This is a genomic window from Actinomadura sp. K4S16, from assembly GCF_008327685.1.
In the GTDB taxonomy this organism is placed as follows: Bacteria; Actinomycetota; Actinomycetes; order Streptosporangiales; family Streptosporangiaceae; genus Spirillospora.
On record NZ_BDDE01000010.1, the window covers coordinates 821,961 to 837,734 of the forward strand.

Sequence of the window (15,774 nt, forward strand, 5' to 3'; positions counted from 1 at the left end):
CCGCCGGAACCGTGGGGCGCATGACGCTCGCCCTGCTCCCGCCCCGCCGCCAGGGTTCCCGGCCGGCCGCCGAGGCGCCGACCGCCCCGCCGGACCGCGCCCGGCGGTTCCCGCGCGCGCTGCCCTGGCTCCTCGCGGCCGGCGTGCTCGCGCAGGCGGCCGTCCGGCTCTGGTTCGCCTGGGCGCGGACCGGCCCGGCCGCGAACCCGGACGAGACCGGCTACCTGCTCGCCGCCCGGCTGCTGGCCGGCGGGCCGGGCGGCGACCTGTCCGGCAACACCTTCTACCAGGGCGGGTACCCCCTCGTCCTCGCCCCCGCCTACTGGTTCTCCCACGAACCGGCGACGGTCTACACGACCGTCATGGCGATCAACGCGGTGCTGGGCGCGCTGCTGTTCCCGCTCGGGTACGCGGCGGCGCGCCGGTTCGGCCTCGCCCGCCGGTCCGCCCTGCCGCTCGCGTTCGCGGCGGCGCTGCTGCCCGCGACGACGTTCTTCGGCGCCTTCGCGCTCGCGGACGCCGTCCTGCCGACGCTCGTCCTGGCGTGGCTGCTGGCCCTGGACCGCTTCGTCCGCGGCGGCCGCGCCCTCGACGCCGCCCTCGCGAGCCTGGTCGCGTCCTGCACGGCGGCGGTGCACACCCGCGGATCGGTCCTCCTCGCCGTCCACTGCGCCGCCCTGCTGGTCACGGCCCTGCCCGGACGCCGGAGGATCCGCGCCGTGCTCGCCGGGGGCGCGGTCGCGGTCGCCGGGTACGCGGCGGGCGCGGCGCTGAACGCGCACATCCGCGCCGAGCTGTATCCGCGCGGGACGCGGGACCTCGCGGGGATCCTGACGTCGCGGCTGACCACGGTCCCCGGGCAGGAGTGGGCGCTGTCGGGGGCGGCCGGGCAGCTCTGGTACCTGATCGTGTCCACCTGGGGGCTGGCGGGGGCCGGGCTGGTGGCCGTCGCGGCGGTCCTCGCGCGGCGGCGCGCGCCCGCGGCGGACAGGATCATGGCGGGCGTGCTGCTCGCCGCGACCTGCGGCATCGCCTACGCCTCCTCGGCCGCGCTGCCGGACGAGCACCGGGTGGGCAACTTCGCCTACGGCCGCTACCTGGCGTGCGTGGCGCTGGTCTACGCGCTCGCCGGGGCCGCCGCCCTCATGCGCCTCGCCACCGGCAGGGCGGTCGGACTGGCGGCGGCGTGCGCGCTCCTGCTGGGCGGATCCGGGGTCTGGGTCGCCGCCTACGCCGGCGAGCGGCTCCGCACCCACGTCTTCATCGGGTTCGACTTCCCCGAGGTCACGTTCCTGACCGCCGACCGGGGCGCGCTGCACCTGCGCGAGGCGACGCTCGCCGCGCTCGCCCTGCTCTGCGGTCTGCTCGTGGCGTCCAGGCTGAACAGGACGGCCTTGACCGCCGTCGCGCTCGCCGGCGTGAACCTCGCGGCGCTGGCGTTCGTCATGGGACCGCACGCGCGCCGCGTGCCGGCCGAGCCCCCGCTCGCCGGTCCGGCCTCCGGCGGGGTCGTCACGGACGCGTCGCTCAACTGGGCCGTCAGGACCGCGCTGATGTACCCCGTGTGGTGGACGCGCCTCGGCACCTTCGACGTCCGCGCCGGACGGCCGCCCGCGCCGGGCGTGTGCACGGTCGTCGTGCCCCTCCCGGAGGGGACGCGGCCGGAGGCGTCCTGGCCCGCGCACCCTGCGGGCTGGCGGCCGCACGCCGGACGGTTCTGGTCGCTGGGCTGGGTGGGCTGGCACGACCCGTCCTGCGCGGGCCCGGCTCAGTAGCGCGTCACCAGCGCGATCCGGTCGTGGTCGATCAGGAAGCCGTCCGAGACGAAGGTGACCTCGCCCCCGTACTCCAGCACCGTCTCGATGACGTGGTCGACGGCGTCGTCGACCACGTCCGCGCCCTTGAGCACGCCGGGCATGCCGTCCACCGGGATCAGCTCGCCCCCGCTGCGCACCGCGGGCGCGTAGTAGCCGCGCTCGACGACCAGGTGCTCGCCGCGCCCCTCCTCGACCAGCTCCGCCACCTCGCAGAGCCCGCCCGCGTACCGCTGGATGCTGCGCGCGGCCTCCAGCTCCGACAGCACGCCGACCTCGCGGAGGTCCTCGTAGGCGGCGAGCGCGGGCCGGGCCGCCTCGGCGAGCGCGCTCGGCGCGACGCCCTCGAAGCTGCCGTCGACGCGGCCCGCCACGGTGACGTGCGGCCCGGCGACCTCGTCGAAGAGCGCCTGGTGCCGGGTGACGCCGGCGACGAGCAGCGGGCGCCGGTCCCGCGCGAGGACGCGTTCGAGCGCGGACACCACGTCCCGCATGGCCTGGCGCCGGCGCTCGCCGTCACCGCCCTGGGCGGCCCGGCGGGCCAGCCGCCCGGCGCTCGCCTCGTCGATCGGCTCCGGCTCGACGGGGAACCCGCCGCGCGCGTGCTCGACCAGCTCCGCGCCGAGACCGCTCCAGAGCCGCGTGCGGTGGTCCGACAGGGACAGCAGCCAGTAGCGCGGCGTGCGGGTGTAGTCGGCGACGAGGTCGCGGGTGGCGAATCCGGTGTCGACGACCACCCGCTCGTCCACGGGCTGGCCGATCGTGAACGCGTGGTGCTCGCCGCGCGGGGCGGCGAAGAGCACCAGCCCGTCGGACGCGTGCCGCGGATCGACCTCGCCCGCGGCGCGCTCCAGCTCCCGGACGACCTGGTCGGCGGCGTCGGGCGCCACCTTGGGGTCGTCGTGGAGCCGGCGCCGGACCTCCCCCAGCAGGTTGCGCAGCCGGATGCGGTCCTCCCGGCCGTCCCGGGCGGAGCGGTGCGTCGGCATCAGCACCGACACCGCCGGATAGGGCCTCGGCTTGCGCAGCCCGGCCAGGGTAACGGCGTCCATGATCCCCCGATCGTCGCTCTTATTCCTTTCTGTCTCTTTTGTAGCTACCTGTAGGTAAATGAGGTGTAAGCCCTGTTCGAATTGCGGGCCGAGGACGCCCGGCGCGCCCGGCGCCCGTCCCGCCGCCGAGGGGCTCAGACCCGCTCGATCACCGGGCCGAGGACGTCCATGAAGGGCGAGTGCACCGTGATGTAGGAGAACCCGTACCGCTCGCGCCGCTCCCGGAGCTGCTCGGCGATCTGCGTCTCCGTCCCGAGCAGGACGAACGGGGTGTCGAGGATCTGCTCGACCGTCATGTACGGGACGCGCTCGGCGCGCATCCGCTCGGCCTCGGCCCGCCGGTCGGGGGTCACCTGCACATGCTGGACGAGCACGTTCCACTCGATCCGCGCCGCCCGGTCCCCCGCGTGCCGGCGGGCGAAGCGGACCCGTTCCTCCGCCTCCTCGGCGGTGCCGAACCGGAACGTCCCGGGCGGTTCGCCCTTCATCTGGTACGCGCCGGCGATCCCGACGATGTCGGCGTGCCGGGCCGCCGCCCGCAGGATCGTGTCGCCGGTGCCGCCGACCAGCAGCGGCGGGCCCGACCCGCCGAACCCGGTGCGCTGCACGGGCGCCAGTTCCGCCAGCCCGAAGAACTCGGCCACCGGCCGGTGCCGCTCGTAGTCGCCCCCGCCGAACAGCCGGCCCAGCTCCTCGATCAGCCCGGTCATCCGCTCCGCGCGGGCGGCGAACGGCTCCCATGGGATCCCGGCCGCGTCGAACTCCCACTTCATGTGCCCGGCGCCGAGCCCGAGTTCCACCCGCCCCCCGGTGAGCCGGTCGGCGGTGGCGACCTCCCGGGCGAGCAGGTGCGCGTTCCAGAACCCCGCGTTCAGCACGAGCGGGCCGACGCGCAGCCGCTCGGTCGCGTCCGCGGCGGCCACCATGGTCGGGAACGGGGCCGGGGCGCCGAGGTGGTCGGGCACGAGCGCGACGTCGTAGCCGTACCGCTCACCGCGGCGGCACCGCTCGGCGAAGTCCTCCCGGGAGACGATGTCGAAGACGTTGAACCCGAAGCGGAAGTCCCTCATGCGGTCACCCTGCCACCTCACCCGGGCGTGATGAAGCCCGTCTCGTAGGCGAAGATCACCGCCTGCGTCCGGTCGCGGGCCTGCGTCTTGGCGAGGATGTTCCCGACGTGCGTCTTCACCGTCTGCGGGCTCACGAAGAGCTCCTCGGCGATCTCCGCGTTCGAGTAGCCCTTGGCCATCAGCCGCAGCACGTCCCCCTCCCGGCCGGTCAGCCGGCCGTGCCAGTCCGCGCCCCCGGCGCCGGACGGCCCGTGCCGCCCGGCCAGTTCCCGGATCGCCGCCGGGAACAGCAGGCTGTCGCCGTGCGCGACCATCCGGATCGCCTGCAGGATCTCCTCCGGCCGCGTCCGCTTGAGCAGGAAGCCGTTGGCGCCGGCCTTCAGCGCGTCGTAGACGTACTCGTCGTTCTCGAACGTGGTGACGACGATGATCCGCGGGGGCTCCGGCACGGTGGCCAGGAGGTGCCGGGTCGCCTGGATGCCGTCGAGCCGCGGCATCCGCACGTCCATCAGGACGACGTCCGGGCGCAGCCGGCGCACCTCGCCCGGCACCTCCGACCCGTCGGAGGCCTCGCCGACGACGGCGAGATCGTCCTCGGCGTCGATGATGGCGGCCAGCCCCGCCCGGATCAGCCGCTCGTCGTCGACCAGCAGAACCTTGATCGTCATGCCCCGGACCTTAGCGGCAGGGAGACGCGCAGGCGCCAGCGGTCGCCGTCGGCCCCCGCGCACATCTCGCCGCGCAGCACGGTGACGCGCTCGCGGACGCCGCCGAGGCCGCGGCCGCCGCCGTGGCCGGCGCCCTCGCCGCGGGTCGCGCCGAGCGGATTGGTCATCTCGACCTCCAGCCGTTCCCCGTCGGTGCCGAGCCGGAGCCGCACCGGTACCTTCCCCGCGTGCCGGAGCGCGTTCGTCAGGCCCTCCTGGACGATCCGGTAGGCCTCCCGCGACACCGCGGCCGGGACGTGCTCCACCTCCGGGTCCACCTCCGCGTCCAGCGCCACCCCCGCGATCCGCGTCTGCTCCAGCAGCCGGCCGAGGTCCTTCAGCGTGGCCTGCGGGGCCGGGCGGGACCGGTCGTCGCGCAGCAGGCCGAGGACGTGGTCGAGGTCCTCCAGCGCGGCCCGGGCCGACTCCTCGATCGCGGCGAGCGCCTCGCGCGCGAACCCGGGGTCGCTGTCGAGCACCCGCCCGGCCGCGCCGGCCTGGAGGGTCACCACGCTGAGCGCGTGCCCCACCGAGTCGTGCAGCTCCCTGGCCAGCCGGTTGCGCTCGGCGAGCTTGACGGCCTCGGCCCGCATGTCCGCCAGCCGCTCGGCGGCGGACGGCCCGAGGAACACCGGCGCCAGCCGGGCCAGCAGCGCGCCCGCCCCGACGATCAGCGCCAGCAGCAGGGCCAGCGACGCCACCCCGATCGGCGGCGCGGGCCACTGGTGCCAGGCGCTCTGCCATCCCCAGGACTCCAGGAACCGGGTGTCCCAGCTCACCGCCGGCGCGAGGACCATCACGACGGCGGCCGGCGGAAGGGCCAGGCTCAGCCCGCTGACCACCACTCCCGTGCCGAGGTGCAGGGTGAACCACGCGGCGGCCCGGACGCGGCTCTCCCAGGAGACCGCCGAGCCGGGCACGAGCGCCGCGGCCGGGCCCCTGAGCAGTTCCTTGGCGAGGGAGCTCTCCAGCAGCCGCACCGTCGGCACGAGCCCGGTGACGAACGTCGCCGCGGCCGGCATGACGACCAGCATCAGCACGGCCTTGAACAGGCCGTTGCCCATCGGCAGCAGCGGGATGAGGCTGATCGCGAGGAACCAGTACGGCATCAGCAGCGCGCCGCCCACGACGAGGTGGGACCAGCGCCGCCAGGTCACCGGCTCGATCAGCGGGCGGAGCACACGGAGCACGGCTCGATCCTCGCAGAACGGGCGGTCAGGCCCCTCCCCCGCACGGGGGAGCGCACGCTCACGCCCGGTCCTGTTGCTCCGCGGCGCCCTGCTGCTCGGCGGCGCCCTGCGGCCCGGCGGCGCGGTCGCGCTCGGCGAGCTTCGCGAGGCGGGCGTTGTAGGCGGCGAGCTCGTCGTCCTCGGGCCGCCCGCCGGCCTTCGCCGCCCGGTCGGCCTTGCGGTCCATGCGCCGCGCCTGCCGCTGGTCGTGGGCGTACCACTGGAACGCCAGCACGATCAGGACGAGGAACGTCGGGACCTCGCCGAAGCCCCACGCGATGGCGCCGCCGGTGTGCTGGTCGTGCAGGATCGTGGTGCCCCACGGCGGGTCGACGGAGGTGTACCAGCCGCGGGCGAGCGCCTGGCTCATGTTCATCAGGGCGATGCCGAAGAAGGCGTGGAACGGCATCGTGACGAACAGCAGCAGGAGGCGGGCGGGGTAGGGCAGCTTCCGCGGCGCCGGGTCGACGCCGAGCAGCACCCAGAAGAACAGGGAGCCGCTGGCCAGGAAGTGGACCATCATCGCGATGTGGCCGAGATGGTTGCGCATCGCGGCCTCGAACAGCGGCGTGAAGTACAGCGCGAACGTGCTCACCACGAAGACGAGCGTCGCGACCGCGGGATGGGCGACGACCGCGAGGTACCGGCTGTGCAGCACGGCGGTCAGCCACTCGCGCGGCCCGCGGTCGCCGCGCAGCCGGGCGGGCTTGAGCGCCCGCAGCGCCAGCGTCACCGGTGCGCCGATGACCAGGAAGATCGGCGTCAGCATGTTGAGCACCATGTGCTGCGCCATGTGGACGCTGAACAGGATCGGCGCGTACCGGGCGATGCCGGTCTGGGTGACGGCGACGATCGTCACGAGCCCGATGAGCCAGGAGGCGGTGCGGCCGAGGGGCCAGGAGTCGCCGCGCCGCCGCAGCCGGACCACGGCGGCGAGGTACAGCCCGCCGAGCACGGCGACGAGGGCGGCGAAGAACAGGTCGAACTGGCCGAGCGTCAGCAGCCGCAGCGGGGTGACCTGCGGCGGCATGTCGTAGCCGAGCAGCGACTTGACCGCGGACTCCGGCTCGGCCGGCGGGGGCGGCGCGGTGCGGGCCAGCGCGACGGCGAGGCCCATGGTGGCGGCCATCACGGCCGCCTCGACGGAGGCGAACCGGGCGAACGCCCCCGGCCTGCCGCCGGCCACCGCGGGCAGCGTCCGCGTCCGGTGCCACCAGCCGAACCAGCCGAGCAGGCAGAACGCGATGATCTTGCCGAGGGCGAGCCGCCCGTAGTCGGTCTCGACCATCTCCCGCGGGTCGGGCAGCCGGGCGATCACGTTCACCAGGCCGCTGGCGCCGACGATGACGTAGCACCACAGGGCCATCCGGCTGAACCGCCCGGTGACCAGCGCCAGCCGGTCGCGGCGCAGCAGCGCGTGGACGCAGGCGATCGCGAGCCCGCCGACCCACGGGGCGACCGCGGCGACGTGCAGGGCCACGCCCGTCGTCGCGGTGGAGTGGTTGGCGGCCGAGGCCGAGTGCCCGGTGAGCGGCGCGGGCAGCAGCGCGATCCCGGCCATGGCGAGCAGCCCGAACGCGGCGGCGGGCGTGGTGGTGGTGCGCGCCAGCAGCGCGACCACGACCGCGAGCAGCACCACGATCATGAGGGCGGTGCCCTGCGGCAGCGAGCCGACGTAACTGCTCAGCTCGCTGCCGGTGAGGACGTCGCCGACCGGCTGGCCGAGCACGTCCGCGACGGTGAACACCAGCGTGGCCGCCGCGGCGGCGGCCCAGGCGGCGGCGATCCAGGAGGCGGCGCCCAGGTACCCGAGGGCGTCCTTCGACAGCCGCGGCGCGGCGCGGCCGCCCTCGACGGGCAGGAACGCGGCCGCGGCCAGCAGGGCGCCGACGGTCAGCGCGGACAGCAGGTCCATCGCCATCCGGGAGACCGGCAGCCCCCACCGGGTGAGCGCGCCCGCGTCGCCGAGGCCGGGGATGACCTTCTCGGTGACCGAGCCGCCGAGGACGAGCCCGGCCACCAGCAGGACGGCGGACGCGGCCAGGGCGGCCGCCCCCGCCCGCCAGACGGCCAGGCTGCCCTTACTCACCGCCGGTTGCCGCCTGGTGCTTGCGCTTGGCGCGGAACACGATGAGCACCCCGATACCGACGCCCACGAGCAGGCCCGCGATGATCAGCACCCACAGGAGCATCCCGGAGCCGGAGTCCTCCTCGGCGGCCTGCTCCTGGTCGATCTTGAGCGGCTGCTCGTCGGTGTTGGCGGCCGGGCCCGTCTGCTCCTCGGCGCCGACCCCGCCCGCCGACGGCCCGGGCGAGGCGGCCGCCCCGCCGCCTCCGGTGACGCTGAACGCCAGGTCGTCGCCCTCGATCGGGTGCCCGTCCTCGCCCACGACCCGGTAGGCGACCGTGTAGGAGCCGGCGGGCAGCGGGCCGGTGAGCTTCTGCGTGACCTTGGTCCCGGCGCGCTCGGCCGCGCCCGCCTGGAACTCCTTCTTCCGCCCGTCGCTGACGACGACCTTCGCCACGCTGATCTTGTCGCTGAAGACCAGCGTGACCTCGGTGACCGAGTCCGCCGCCTTGCCCTTCTCGGGCGTGCTGCCGACCAGCTTCGTGTGCGCCAGCGCGGGCGGCGCGCTGAGGGCGCCGAAGGCGAGGGCGGCGGCGGCGATCAGGCCGAGGCGGCGCAGGGGGCGGCGGGACGTGAACATGTTCATGGATGGCCGGGTTCTCTAGTGAGTCGAAGGGCTCCGTCTACCCTACTGAGCCCGCCACCATGGCACGTCCCGGGTCGCGCGATGGCGCGATCGGGGAGAACGGCACCGATCGGTTACCCGCAGTCGCAGCAGTCGCAATCGCAGCAGTCGCAGTCACAGCAGTCGCAGCAGCCGGAGCAGTCGCAGCCGGAGCAGTCGCAGCCGTCGGCGTGCCGGCTGCACCAGCAGCGGTCGCAGAACGATTCGCCGTGGTGCTCGCTCCACTCGGGCTGGAAGATCCCGCAGGTCGCGCAGACCAGCGCCCCGGTGAAGCACGGGATCGGCAGCCCGGGCCGCGGGGGGCGCGGCCCCTTCGACAGGTCGACGGGGGCGGTGAAGGCGTGCTCGACCGAGCGGCCCGCCTCGCGGTCCAGCAGGGCCCGGACGAGGCGCGGCCGCTCCAGCTCCAGGTCGGCGAGCGCGAGCCGCAGGCCGTGCAGCGCGTCGTCGGCGTGCCGGCGGGCCTCCTCGGGGGTGGTGCCGGTGGCGAGGAGCGGGTTGTACGCGCCCGCCTCCTCGTCGGCGGCGAGGTCCTCGACGGCGTCGATCAGGTGCGCCAGGCGCCCGAAGAAGCGGCCCGCCTCGGCGAGCGTCTCGGCGTTGGCCTCCTTGCCCGCGAGGACGGCCGTGTGCGCGAACACGGCGGCGACGGCGGTCTCGGTGGGCTCGGTCAGGTCGAGCAGCCCGAGGCCGGGCGCCGCCTCCAGGACCGGCTGCCGGGCGACGGCGTCGCGCAGCACCGCCGGGTCGAACCCGACGGCGGCGCCCGTGCGCCCGCCCGCGGCGTCCCACCTGTCGGCCATCCGCCCGGCCGCGGCGGCGACGAGCCGCCGCGCGTAGGGCCCGTCGCCGTCGGCCACGTGGTCGCGGGTCTTGCCCGCGGCGAGCAGGAGGGACGCGGCCGCGGCGAGTTGCGCGCCCTGCGCCCGCGCGGTGACGACCTCGGCGGTCTTCATCCCGCGCAGCGCGCACGGCCCCGCCTTGCGGCGCGGCGACAGCTCCGGGGACTGCGCCTCCACCAGCACCGAGACGAGCAGCCCGTCGTAGTTGGTGACGAGCCGCGCGGCCTGGCCGTGCTCGGCCCGCAGCGCCAGGCACAGCCCGCACAGGTGGGCCATCCAGTCCTTGAACAGCGACCCGCACAGAACATGACGGCACGGACATACAACACCGAACACGAGCAACTCCCCCATCTCAGACCAACCGCAGCATTATTCATTGACGCGGCGGCGCCCGGGACGGTTCGGTTACACCCCGACGCAGGTCAGGGCACGGCGGTAGGCGGCCATGCGGGGCTCGTCGGACGTCCCCGTCCCGGCCAGCACCTCGGCGAGGTCGAACCACGCCTGCGCGGCCTCCCGGGAGGACTCCATCTCCTCCAGGCAGGTCGCGGCCCGGGTCAGCACCTCGACCGCGCGGTCGTGCCGGCCGAGCCGCACCGACGCCTCGCCGAGCACGGTCAGCGCGCCCGCGGTGGCGCGGCGCGGGGCGTCCCCGAGCAGGTCGAGGGCCTCCTCGGCGAGGGCCACGGCCTCGGCGGGGCGGCCGAGCGCGGTCTCGGCGCGGGCCAGCTCGGTCAGGCACCAGGCGACGTCGATCTCGCCGGACGAGCTGGCGCTGATCTCCTCGCGCACCCGGGCGAGCAGCTCGCGGGCGCGCGCGGCCTGGTCGGGCTTGGCCCGCAGCAGCAGTCCGGCGTAGATGACGCGGAGCCGGTTGAGGTTGCGGGGGTCCTCGCCGTCGCCGGCCAGCATGAGCGCCCGCTCGGCGAGGGCGACGCCCTCGTCGTACTCGCCGCGGATCTCCGCGACGTAGGCGGCCTCCCAGTAGGCGACCATCCGGGCGCGGGGGCTGCCGATCCGCTCGGCCCGCTCGACGAGCTGGGCGGCGAGCTGGCGGGCCCGGACGAGGTCGCCCCGCTCGATGAACGCCGACAGCAGCGCCGCGCCGAGGTCCACGGCGGCGTCGGTGGAGTCGGCGCCGGTGGCGATCAGATGCCGCAGCGCGGTCTCGGCGGCCTCCACGCCCGCGCTGATGTCGCCGCGCTCGCGCAGGCAGCGGCTGAGCGCGACGTGCACCTTCGCCCAGTGGTCGAGGTCGGCCTCGGCCGAGGCCTGCCCGGTCAGCGCCTTCAGCTCGGCGATCGCGGCCTCCAGCTCGCCCGCGGCCTCCAGCGCGAGGGCGTGGCCCCAGCGCGCCTGGTGCAGCATCTCGGGCAGTGCGACCGCGTCGGCGCTGCCGAGCACCTCGGCGTAGCGGGCCCGCGCCTCCGCCGCCGCGCCGTTGCTGAGCGCGATCTCGGCGTAGTCGAGGGTGACGCGCAGCTCGTCCACGACGTCCTCGCTGACGCCGCTGACGAGGTAGGTCGCCGAGCAGTTCAGCTTCGCCGCCAGCAGCTCGACGACGCTCGGGGCCGGCACCCGCTTGTCGCTCTCGATCAGCGAGATGTAGCTGTCGGACAGCTCGGGGAAGGCGAGCTGCGCCTGGCTCACGCCCTGCCGGATCCGCAGGGCGCGGATGCGCTGCCCCAGTGTCTCCCGATCCATCGTGTGACCACCGCCTACAAGGTGCTCGCCGCGCGCAGGGCGAGGAAGAAGTCGACTCGGTCCTCAAGTCTGCCGAGATCCCGTCCGGTCAGGTCCTCGATTCTCCGGATTCGGTACCGAAGCGTGTTCACATGGACGTGCAATTGCGTCGCGGTGCGGCTCCAGGACCCCGAACAGGACAGGAAGACCTCCAGCGTGTGCACGAGATCGGCCTGCCTGGTGCTGTCGTACTCCTCCAGCGGGCCGAGCATCCGCGCGCGGAACGACGACCGCGTCCGCTCGGGGACGGACGCGAGCAGCCACGCGTAGGAGTCCAGGGCCGTCGCCCCGGCGGAGTCTCGCATTCGCACCAGGGCAGGCTATAGGGGACGCATCGCCCCCGTCACGCTGCGGAGGGCGGGAATCACGTCCCGACACCTCCTTCCCGGGAGGGAGCCGGTGGCCACACCCCCGCCCGGTAGGGCTACCCTGTGCTCGCCGTTTCCGAAGACAATGCTGCTGAAAGCGGAGCGCCCGTCATGTCCAAGACCAAAGCCGGACCGACCGACGATTCACCGCCGGCGGGCGGGCGCGGGCCGCTGGAGCGGCTGTTCGACCTCACCGCGCGCGGCACCACCGTTCCGCGCGAGCTGCGCGGCGGCGTCACCACGTTCTTCGCGATGGCCTACATCATCCTGCTGAACCCGCTCATCCTCGGCGGGGCGAAGGACGTCACCGGGGCGACCCTGTCGATCCCGCAGCTGACCACGATGACGGCGCTGTCCGCCGCGGTCACCACCGTGATCATGGGGCTGGTCGGCAACGCCCCGCTGGCGCTCGCCGCGGGCCTCGGCATCAACGCGGTCGTGGCGTTCCAGGCGGCCCCGGTGATGACCTGGCCGCAGGCGATGGGCCTCGTGGTGATCGAGGGCGCGGTCATCGTGCTGCTGGCGGTCACCGGCATCCGCGAGCGGATCATGAACGCGATCCCGCTGGCGCTCAAGCACGCGATCGCGGTCGGGATCGGCGCGTTCATCGCGCTGGTCGGCCTCTACGACGCCGGGTTCGTCACCTCCAGCGCCACCAGCCCGCCGCTGTCCCTCGGCACCGGCGGCCGCCTGGAGACGTGGCCGACGCTGGTGTTCGCGGCGACCCTGCTGCTGATGATCGTGCTGTACGTGCGGCGGGTGCCCGGCGCCATCCTGATCAGCATCATCGCCGGGACCGTCGGGGCCGTGCTCATCCAGGAGAACGCCACCGTCAAGCAGGGCGGCTGGGGCGTGGTCACCCCGGACATGCCCGACAAGCTGTTCGCCGCCCCCGACTTCGGGCTGTTCGGCGAGATCTCCCTGTTCGGCGGGTTCGGCCGGGCCGGGGTCATCACCGCGCTGGTCGTGCTCTTCACACTGGTGCTCTCCGGGTTCTTCGACGCGATGGGCACGATCCTCGGCATCAGCGACGAGGCGGGCCTGGTGAGCGAGAAGGGCGAGGTGCCGCGCCTCGGCCGGATCCTGTCGGTGGACGGCCTGTCCGCCGCGTTCGGCGGCCTCACCAGCTCGTCCGCGAACACGGTGTTCGTCGAGTCGGCCGCGGGCGTCGGCGAGGGCGCGCGCACGGGCCTGGCCAACATCGCCACGGGCGCGCTGTTCGCGGTGACGCTGTTCCTCACCCCGCTGGCGGCGACCGTCCCGGCGCAGGCCGCGGCGCCCGCCCTGGTGGTCGTCGGCGCGCTGATGATGACGCAGGTCTCCAAGGTCGACTGGAACGACCTGGAGATCACGATCCCGGCGTTCCTCACCATCGTGCTGATGCCCTTCACGTTCTCGATCACCACCGGCCTCGGCATGGGCATCGTCGGCTACGCGGTCATCAAGGTCACCCGCGGGAAGGCCCGCGAGGTCTCGCCCGCGCTCTGGATCGTGGCCGCCCTTTTCGTGGTCTTCTTCGCCATCCATCCGATCGAGGAGTGGCTCGGCGTCACCTGATCCCGCCGGATCGTCCGCGCACGATCCGCCCCGGCCGGGGAAACACCGGACGCACGGTGACCGCTCCGCGACAGAACTCGCCCGTTTGGAAGTCTCGAGGGCGGTTGCGGGTGTCAAATAGTGCCGTCATGGCGTAAGCAGAAGGTAGGGCCTTACCCCCCGGCGTGAAAGGCGTGGCTGTGGTGTCCGCGGACTCTCCCTCCCACCCGTCCCCGCCAGGTCACGTCCTGCTGGCGCCTGACAGGTTCCCGGGAGCGCTGACCGCGGCGCGGGCGGCCCGGCATCTCGCCGCCGGGCTGCGCCGCTCGCGGCCCGGCGTCGCGCTCGTGGAGCTGCCCGTGGCCGACGGCGGCGACGGCACCGTCGAGGCCGCGGTGGCGGCCGGATGGCGGCGGGTCGAGGTCGAGGTGTGCGGGCCGACCGGCCGGCCGGTGACGGCGCGGCTGGCACTGAACGGCGACAGCGCGGTGGTCGAGCTGGCGGAGGCGTCCGGGCTGCGGCGGCTGCCCGGCGGCAGGCCGCGCCCGCTCACCGCCTCCAGCCTCGGGACGGGGCAGCTGCTCGCGCACGCCGTGCGGCTCGGCGCGCGGCGGATCGTCCTCGGCCTCGGCGGCGGCGCCTGCACCGACGGCGGCGCGGGCCTCGTCCAGGGCCTCGGCGGGCGGCTGCTGGACGCGCTCGGCAGGGACCTGCCGCCCGGCGGGGCGGCGCTGCGCTCGCTGCACGCCCTCGACCTGCGCGGTCTGCTCGACATGTCGGGCGTCGAGGTGGTGGTGGCGGGCGAGCCGGCCGGGCCGCTGCTCGGCCGCACCGGCGCCGCCGCCGTGGACGGGCCGCGCCGCGGCGCGAACCGCGACGAGGTGCGCCTGCTGGACCTGGGCCTGCGCCGCTGGGCCGACCTGGCCGAGGCGGCGGCCCGCCGGGCGGCCCGCGACCTGCCCGGCGCCGGGACGGCGGGCGGCGTCGGGTTCGCCGCCCTCACCTTCCTCGGCGCGACGATCGAGCCCGGTCCCGCCCTGATGCTCGACCTGCTGGGATTCGCCGAGAAGGCCCGCGGCGCCCGGCTGGTCGTCACCGGGGAGGGCGTGCTCGACGCCCGGTCGCTGCGCGGCGGCGCGCCGGTCCACGTCGCCCGCGCCGCCGCCCGCGCGGGCGCGCCGGTCGTCGCGGTGGCCGGCCGCCGGAGCCTCACCGGCGAGCAGCTCCGCAAGGCCCGGATCCAGGCGGCTTACGCGCTGGCCGACATCGAGCCCGACGACGAGCGCCGCGTGCGCCGCGCGGGCCCGCTGCTGGAGCAGCTGACGGTCGCGATCGCCGACGAGTGGCTCCCCCCGGCCCCGGCCTAGTTCGGAGCGCTCCAACGGCCGCGTCGGGCGGCCCCCGCGGACCGCTCTTTACACCATGTCGTCGAAAGGGTCGATGCCTTGACAGGCTGCGCATAGCCCGGGGTCGGCTCCGCGCCGCACGCTGGAGGCGTACGTCCTGGTCAGCGTTGACGGAGGAGCCCCCCGGTGAAGATCGGTATCCCACGAGAGATCAAGAACCACGAGTACCGGGTGGCGATCACCCCCGCGGGCGTGCACGAGCTCACGCGGCGCGGCCACGAGGTGTTCGTGGAGCGGGGGGCGGGGACCGGCTCGGCGATCCCCGACGACGACTTCGCCGCCGCCGGCGCCAAGATCCTCGACGGCCCGGACGAGGTCTGGGCCGAGGGCGAGCTGGTCCTCAAGGTGAAGGAGCCGATCGCGCCCGAGTACCACCGGATGCGCGAGGGGCAGGTCCTGTTCACCTACCTGCACCTGGCCGCCTCGCGGGAGTGCACCGACGCGCTCCTGGCGGCCGGCGCCACCGCGATCGCGTACGAGACCGTGCAGCTCCCGAACGGCTCGCTGCCGCTGCTCGCCCCGATGTCCGAGGTCGCCGGACGGCTCGCCCCGCAGGTCGGCGCCTACAACCTGATGGCGTCCAACGGGGGCCGCGGGGTCCTGCCCGGCGGCGTGCCCGGCGTCGCGCCCGCCAAGGTCGTCGTCATCGGCGGCGGCGTGTCCGGCCTGAACGCCGCGCAGATCGCCGTCGGCATGGGCGCGGACGTCACCGTCCTGGACGTCGACGTGGACCGGCTGCGCGAGATCGACGCCGTCTACCAGGGCCGCCTGCGCACCCTCGTGTCCAGCGCCTACACGATCGAGCAGGAGGCCCGCGCCGCCGACCTGGTGGTCGGCGCCGTCCTCATCCCCGGCGCCCGCGCGCCCAAGCTGATCTCCAACGAGCTGGTGGCCGGCATGAAGGCCGGCTCGGTGCTGGTGGACATCGCCATCGACCAGGGCGGCTGCTTCGAGGACTCCCGGCCCACCACGCACGCCGACCCCACCTACAAGGTGCACGGATCGACGTTCTACTGCGTCGCGAACATGCCCGGCTCCGTCCCCAACACCTCCACCTACGCCCTGACCGGCGTGACGCTCCCCTACGCCGTCCAGATCGCCGACAAGGGCTGGCGCGAGGCCCTGCGCGCCGACGCCGCCCTGGCCCTCGGCCTCAACACCCACGCCGGCGCGCTCGTCTACGACCACGTCGCCGAGGCCCACGGCCTCCCCCACACGCCCCTCGCCTCGATCCTCGCCTGACGGACTCACCCG

At 74.8% G+C, this 15,774-nt stretch carries 12 protein-coding genes and 1 pseudogene; 4 read left to right on the top strand and 9 right to left on the bottom strand.

Annotated elements, in window-relative coordinates:
- Nucleotides 1-20: 20 nt before the first annotated feature.
- The gene (locus K4S16_RS04600) at nt 21-1,775 is read left to right on the top strand and encodes a hypothetical protein (RefSeq protein ID WP_149257493.1); all 1,755 of its coding nucleotides are present in this window, start codon (nt 21-23) and stop codon (nt 1,773-1,775) included.
- Here the strand turns inward: K4S16_RS04600 and K4S16_RS04605 are convergent.
- From K4S16_RS04605 to K4S16_RS04645, 9 genes and pseudogenes are all read right to left on the bottom strand, one after another.
- The gene (locus K4S16_RS04605; protein ID WP_149257494.1) at nt 1,769-2,866 is read right to left on the bottom strand and encodes a hypothetical protein; all 1,098 of its coding nucleotides are present in this window, start codon (nt 2,864-2,866) and stop codon (nt 1,769-1,771) included. The two genes, K4S16_RS04600 and K4S16_RS04605, sit on opposite strands and share 7 nt — an antisense overlap.
- Before the next feature lie 134 nt (nt 2,867-3,000).
- On the bottom strand, nt 3,001-3,936 hold the full coding sequence (locus tag K4S16_RS04610) for a TIGR03621 family F420-dependent LLM class oxidoreductase (protein WP_149257495.1): 936 nt from the start codon (nt 3,934-3,936) through the stop codon (nt 3,001-3,003).
- A gap of 17 nt (nt 3,937-3,953) precedes the next feature.
- Nucleotides 3,954-4,604: a response regulator transcription factor gene (locus K4S16_RS04615; protein ID WP_149257496.1), complete on the bottom strand. Its 651-nt coding sequence runs from the start codon at nt 4,602-4,604 to the stop codon at nt 3,954-3,956.
- Nucleotides 4,601-5,833, bottom strand: a complete 1,233-nt coding sequence (locus K4S16_RS04620) for a sensor histidine kinase (RefSeq protein ID WP_235036566.1) — start codon at nt 5,831-5,833, stop codon at nt 4,601-4,603. Before K4S16_RS04620 ends, K4S16_RS04615 begins: the two co-directional genes overlap by 4 nt.
- Nucleotides 5,834-5,891: 58 nt before the next feature.
- Nucleotides 5,892-7,961, bottom strand: coding sequence for a cytochrome c oxidase assembly protein (locus K4S16_RS04625; protein ID WP_149257497.1), 2,070 nt, complete (start codon nt 7,959-7,961; stop codon nt 5,892-5,894).
- On the bottom strand, nt 7,954-8,586 hold the full coding sequence (locus K4S16_RS04630; protein WP_149257498.1) for a copper resistance protein CopC: 633 nt from the start codon (nt 8,584-8,586) through the stop codon (nt 7,954-7,956). Before K4S16_RS04630 ends, K4S16_RS04625 begins: the two co-directional genes overlap by 8 nt.
- 113 nt (nt 8,587-8,699) lie before the next feature.
- Nucleotides 8,700-9,818 (bottom strand): DUF5685 family protein, encoded by a 1,119-nt coding sequence (locus tag K4S16_RS04635; RefSeq protein WP_268843209.1) that lies wholly within the window; start codon nt 9,816-9,818, stop codon nt 8,700-8,702.
- Between the two features lie 54 nt (nt 9,819-9,872).
- Nucleotides 9,873-11,171 carry a helix-turn-helix transcriptional regulator gene (locus K4S16_RS04640; protein WP_149257500.1) on the bottom strand — a complete coding sequence of 433 codons (1,299 nt, stop codon included), beginning with the start codon at nt 11,169-11,171 and terminating at the stop codon, nt 9,873-9,875.
- A 14-nt stretch (nt 11,172-11,185) separates the two neighbouring features.
- A pseudogene (locus tag K4S16_RS04645) lies at nt 11,186-11,518 on the bottom strand (PucR family transcriptional regulator); the annotation flags it as partial.
- A gap of 171 nt (nt 11,519-11,689) precedes the next feature.
- Here K4S16_RS04645 and K4S16_RS04650 point away from each other — a divergent pair.
- The 3 genes from K4S16_RS04650 to ald all read left to right on the top strand — a co-directional run bounded on the left by K4S16_RS04650 (nt 11,690) and on the right by ald (nt 15,762).
- Complete coding sequence (locus K4S16_RS04650; RefSeq protein WP_149257501.1) at nt 11,690-13,135, top strand: NCS2 family permease; 1,446 nt, start codon at nt 11,690-11,692, stop codon at nt 13,133-13,135.
- 179 nt (nt 13,136-13,314) lie between these two features.
- Entirely contained in the window at nt 13,315-14,481 is a 1,167-nt protein-coding gene (locus tag K4S16_RS04655; RefSeq protein WP_375708320.1) for a glycerate kinase, read from the top strand.
- Nucleotides 14,482-14,646: 165 nt separating this feature from the next.
- Nucleotides 14,647-15,762 carry an alanine dehydrogenase gene (gene ald / locus K4S16_RS04660; RefSeq protein ID WP_149257502.1) on the top strand — a complete coding sequence of 372 codons (1,116 nt, stop codon included), beginning with the start codon at nt 14,647-14,649 and terminating at the stop codon, nt 15,760-15,762.
- The last annotated feature ends 12 nt before the right edge of the window (nt 15,763-15,774 follow it).

What these genes read in the sequence shown, in the direction of transcription:
- K4S16_RS04615 (WP_149257496.1), bottom strand. Translation starts at nt 4,604, where the DNA reads ATGACGATCAAGGTTCTGCTGGTCGACGACGAGCGGCTGATCCGGGCG.
- K4S16_RS04630 (WP_149257498.1), bottom strand. Translation starts at nt 8,586, where the DNA reads ATGAACATGTTCACGTCCCGCCGCCCCCTGCGCCGCCTCGGCCTGATC.
- K4S16_RS04600 (WP_149257493.1), top strand. Translation starts at nt 21, where the DNA reads ATGACGCTCGCCCTGCTCCCGCCCCGCCGCCAGGGTTCCCGGCCGGCC.
- K4S16_RS04635 (WP_268843209.1), bottom strand. Translation starts at nt 9,818, where the DNA reads ATGGGGGAGTTGCTCGTGTTCGGTGTTGTATGTCCGTGCCGTCATGTT.
- K4S16_RS04605 (WP_149257494.1), bottom strand. Translation starts at nt 2,866, where the DNA reads ATGGACGCCGTTACCCTGGCCGGGCTGCGCAAGCCGAGGCCCTATCCG.
- K4S16_RS04650 (WP_149257501.1), top strand. Translation starts at nt 11,690, where the DNA reads ATGTCCAAGACCAAAGCCGGACCGACCGACGATTCACCGCCGGCGGGC.
- K4S16_RS04610 (WP_149257495.1), bottom strand. Translation starts at nt 3,936, where the DNA reads ATGAGGGACTTCCGCTTCGGGTTCAACGTCTTCGACATCGTCTCCCGG.
- K4S16_RS04640 (WP_149257500.1), bottom strand. Translation starts at nt 11,171, where the DNA reads ATGGATCGGGAGACACTGGGGCAGCGCATCCGCGCCCTGCGGATCCGG.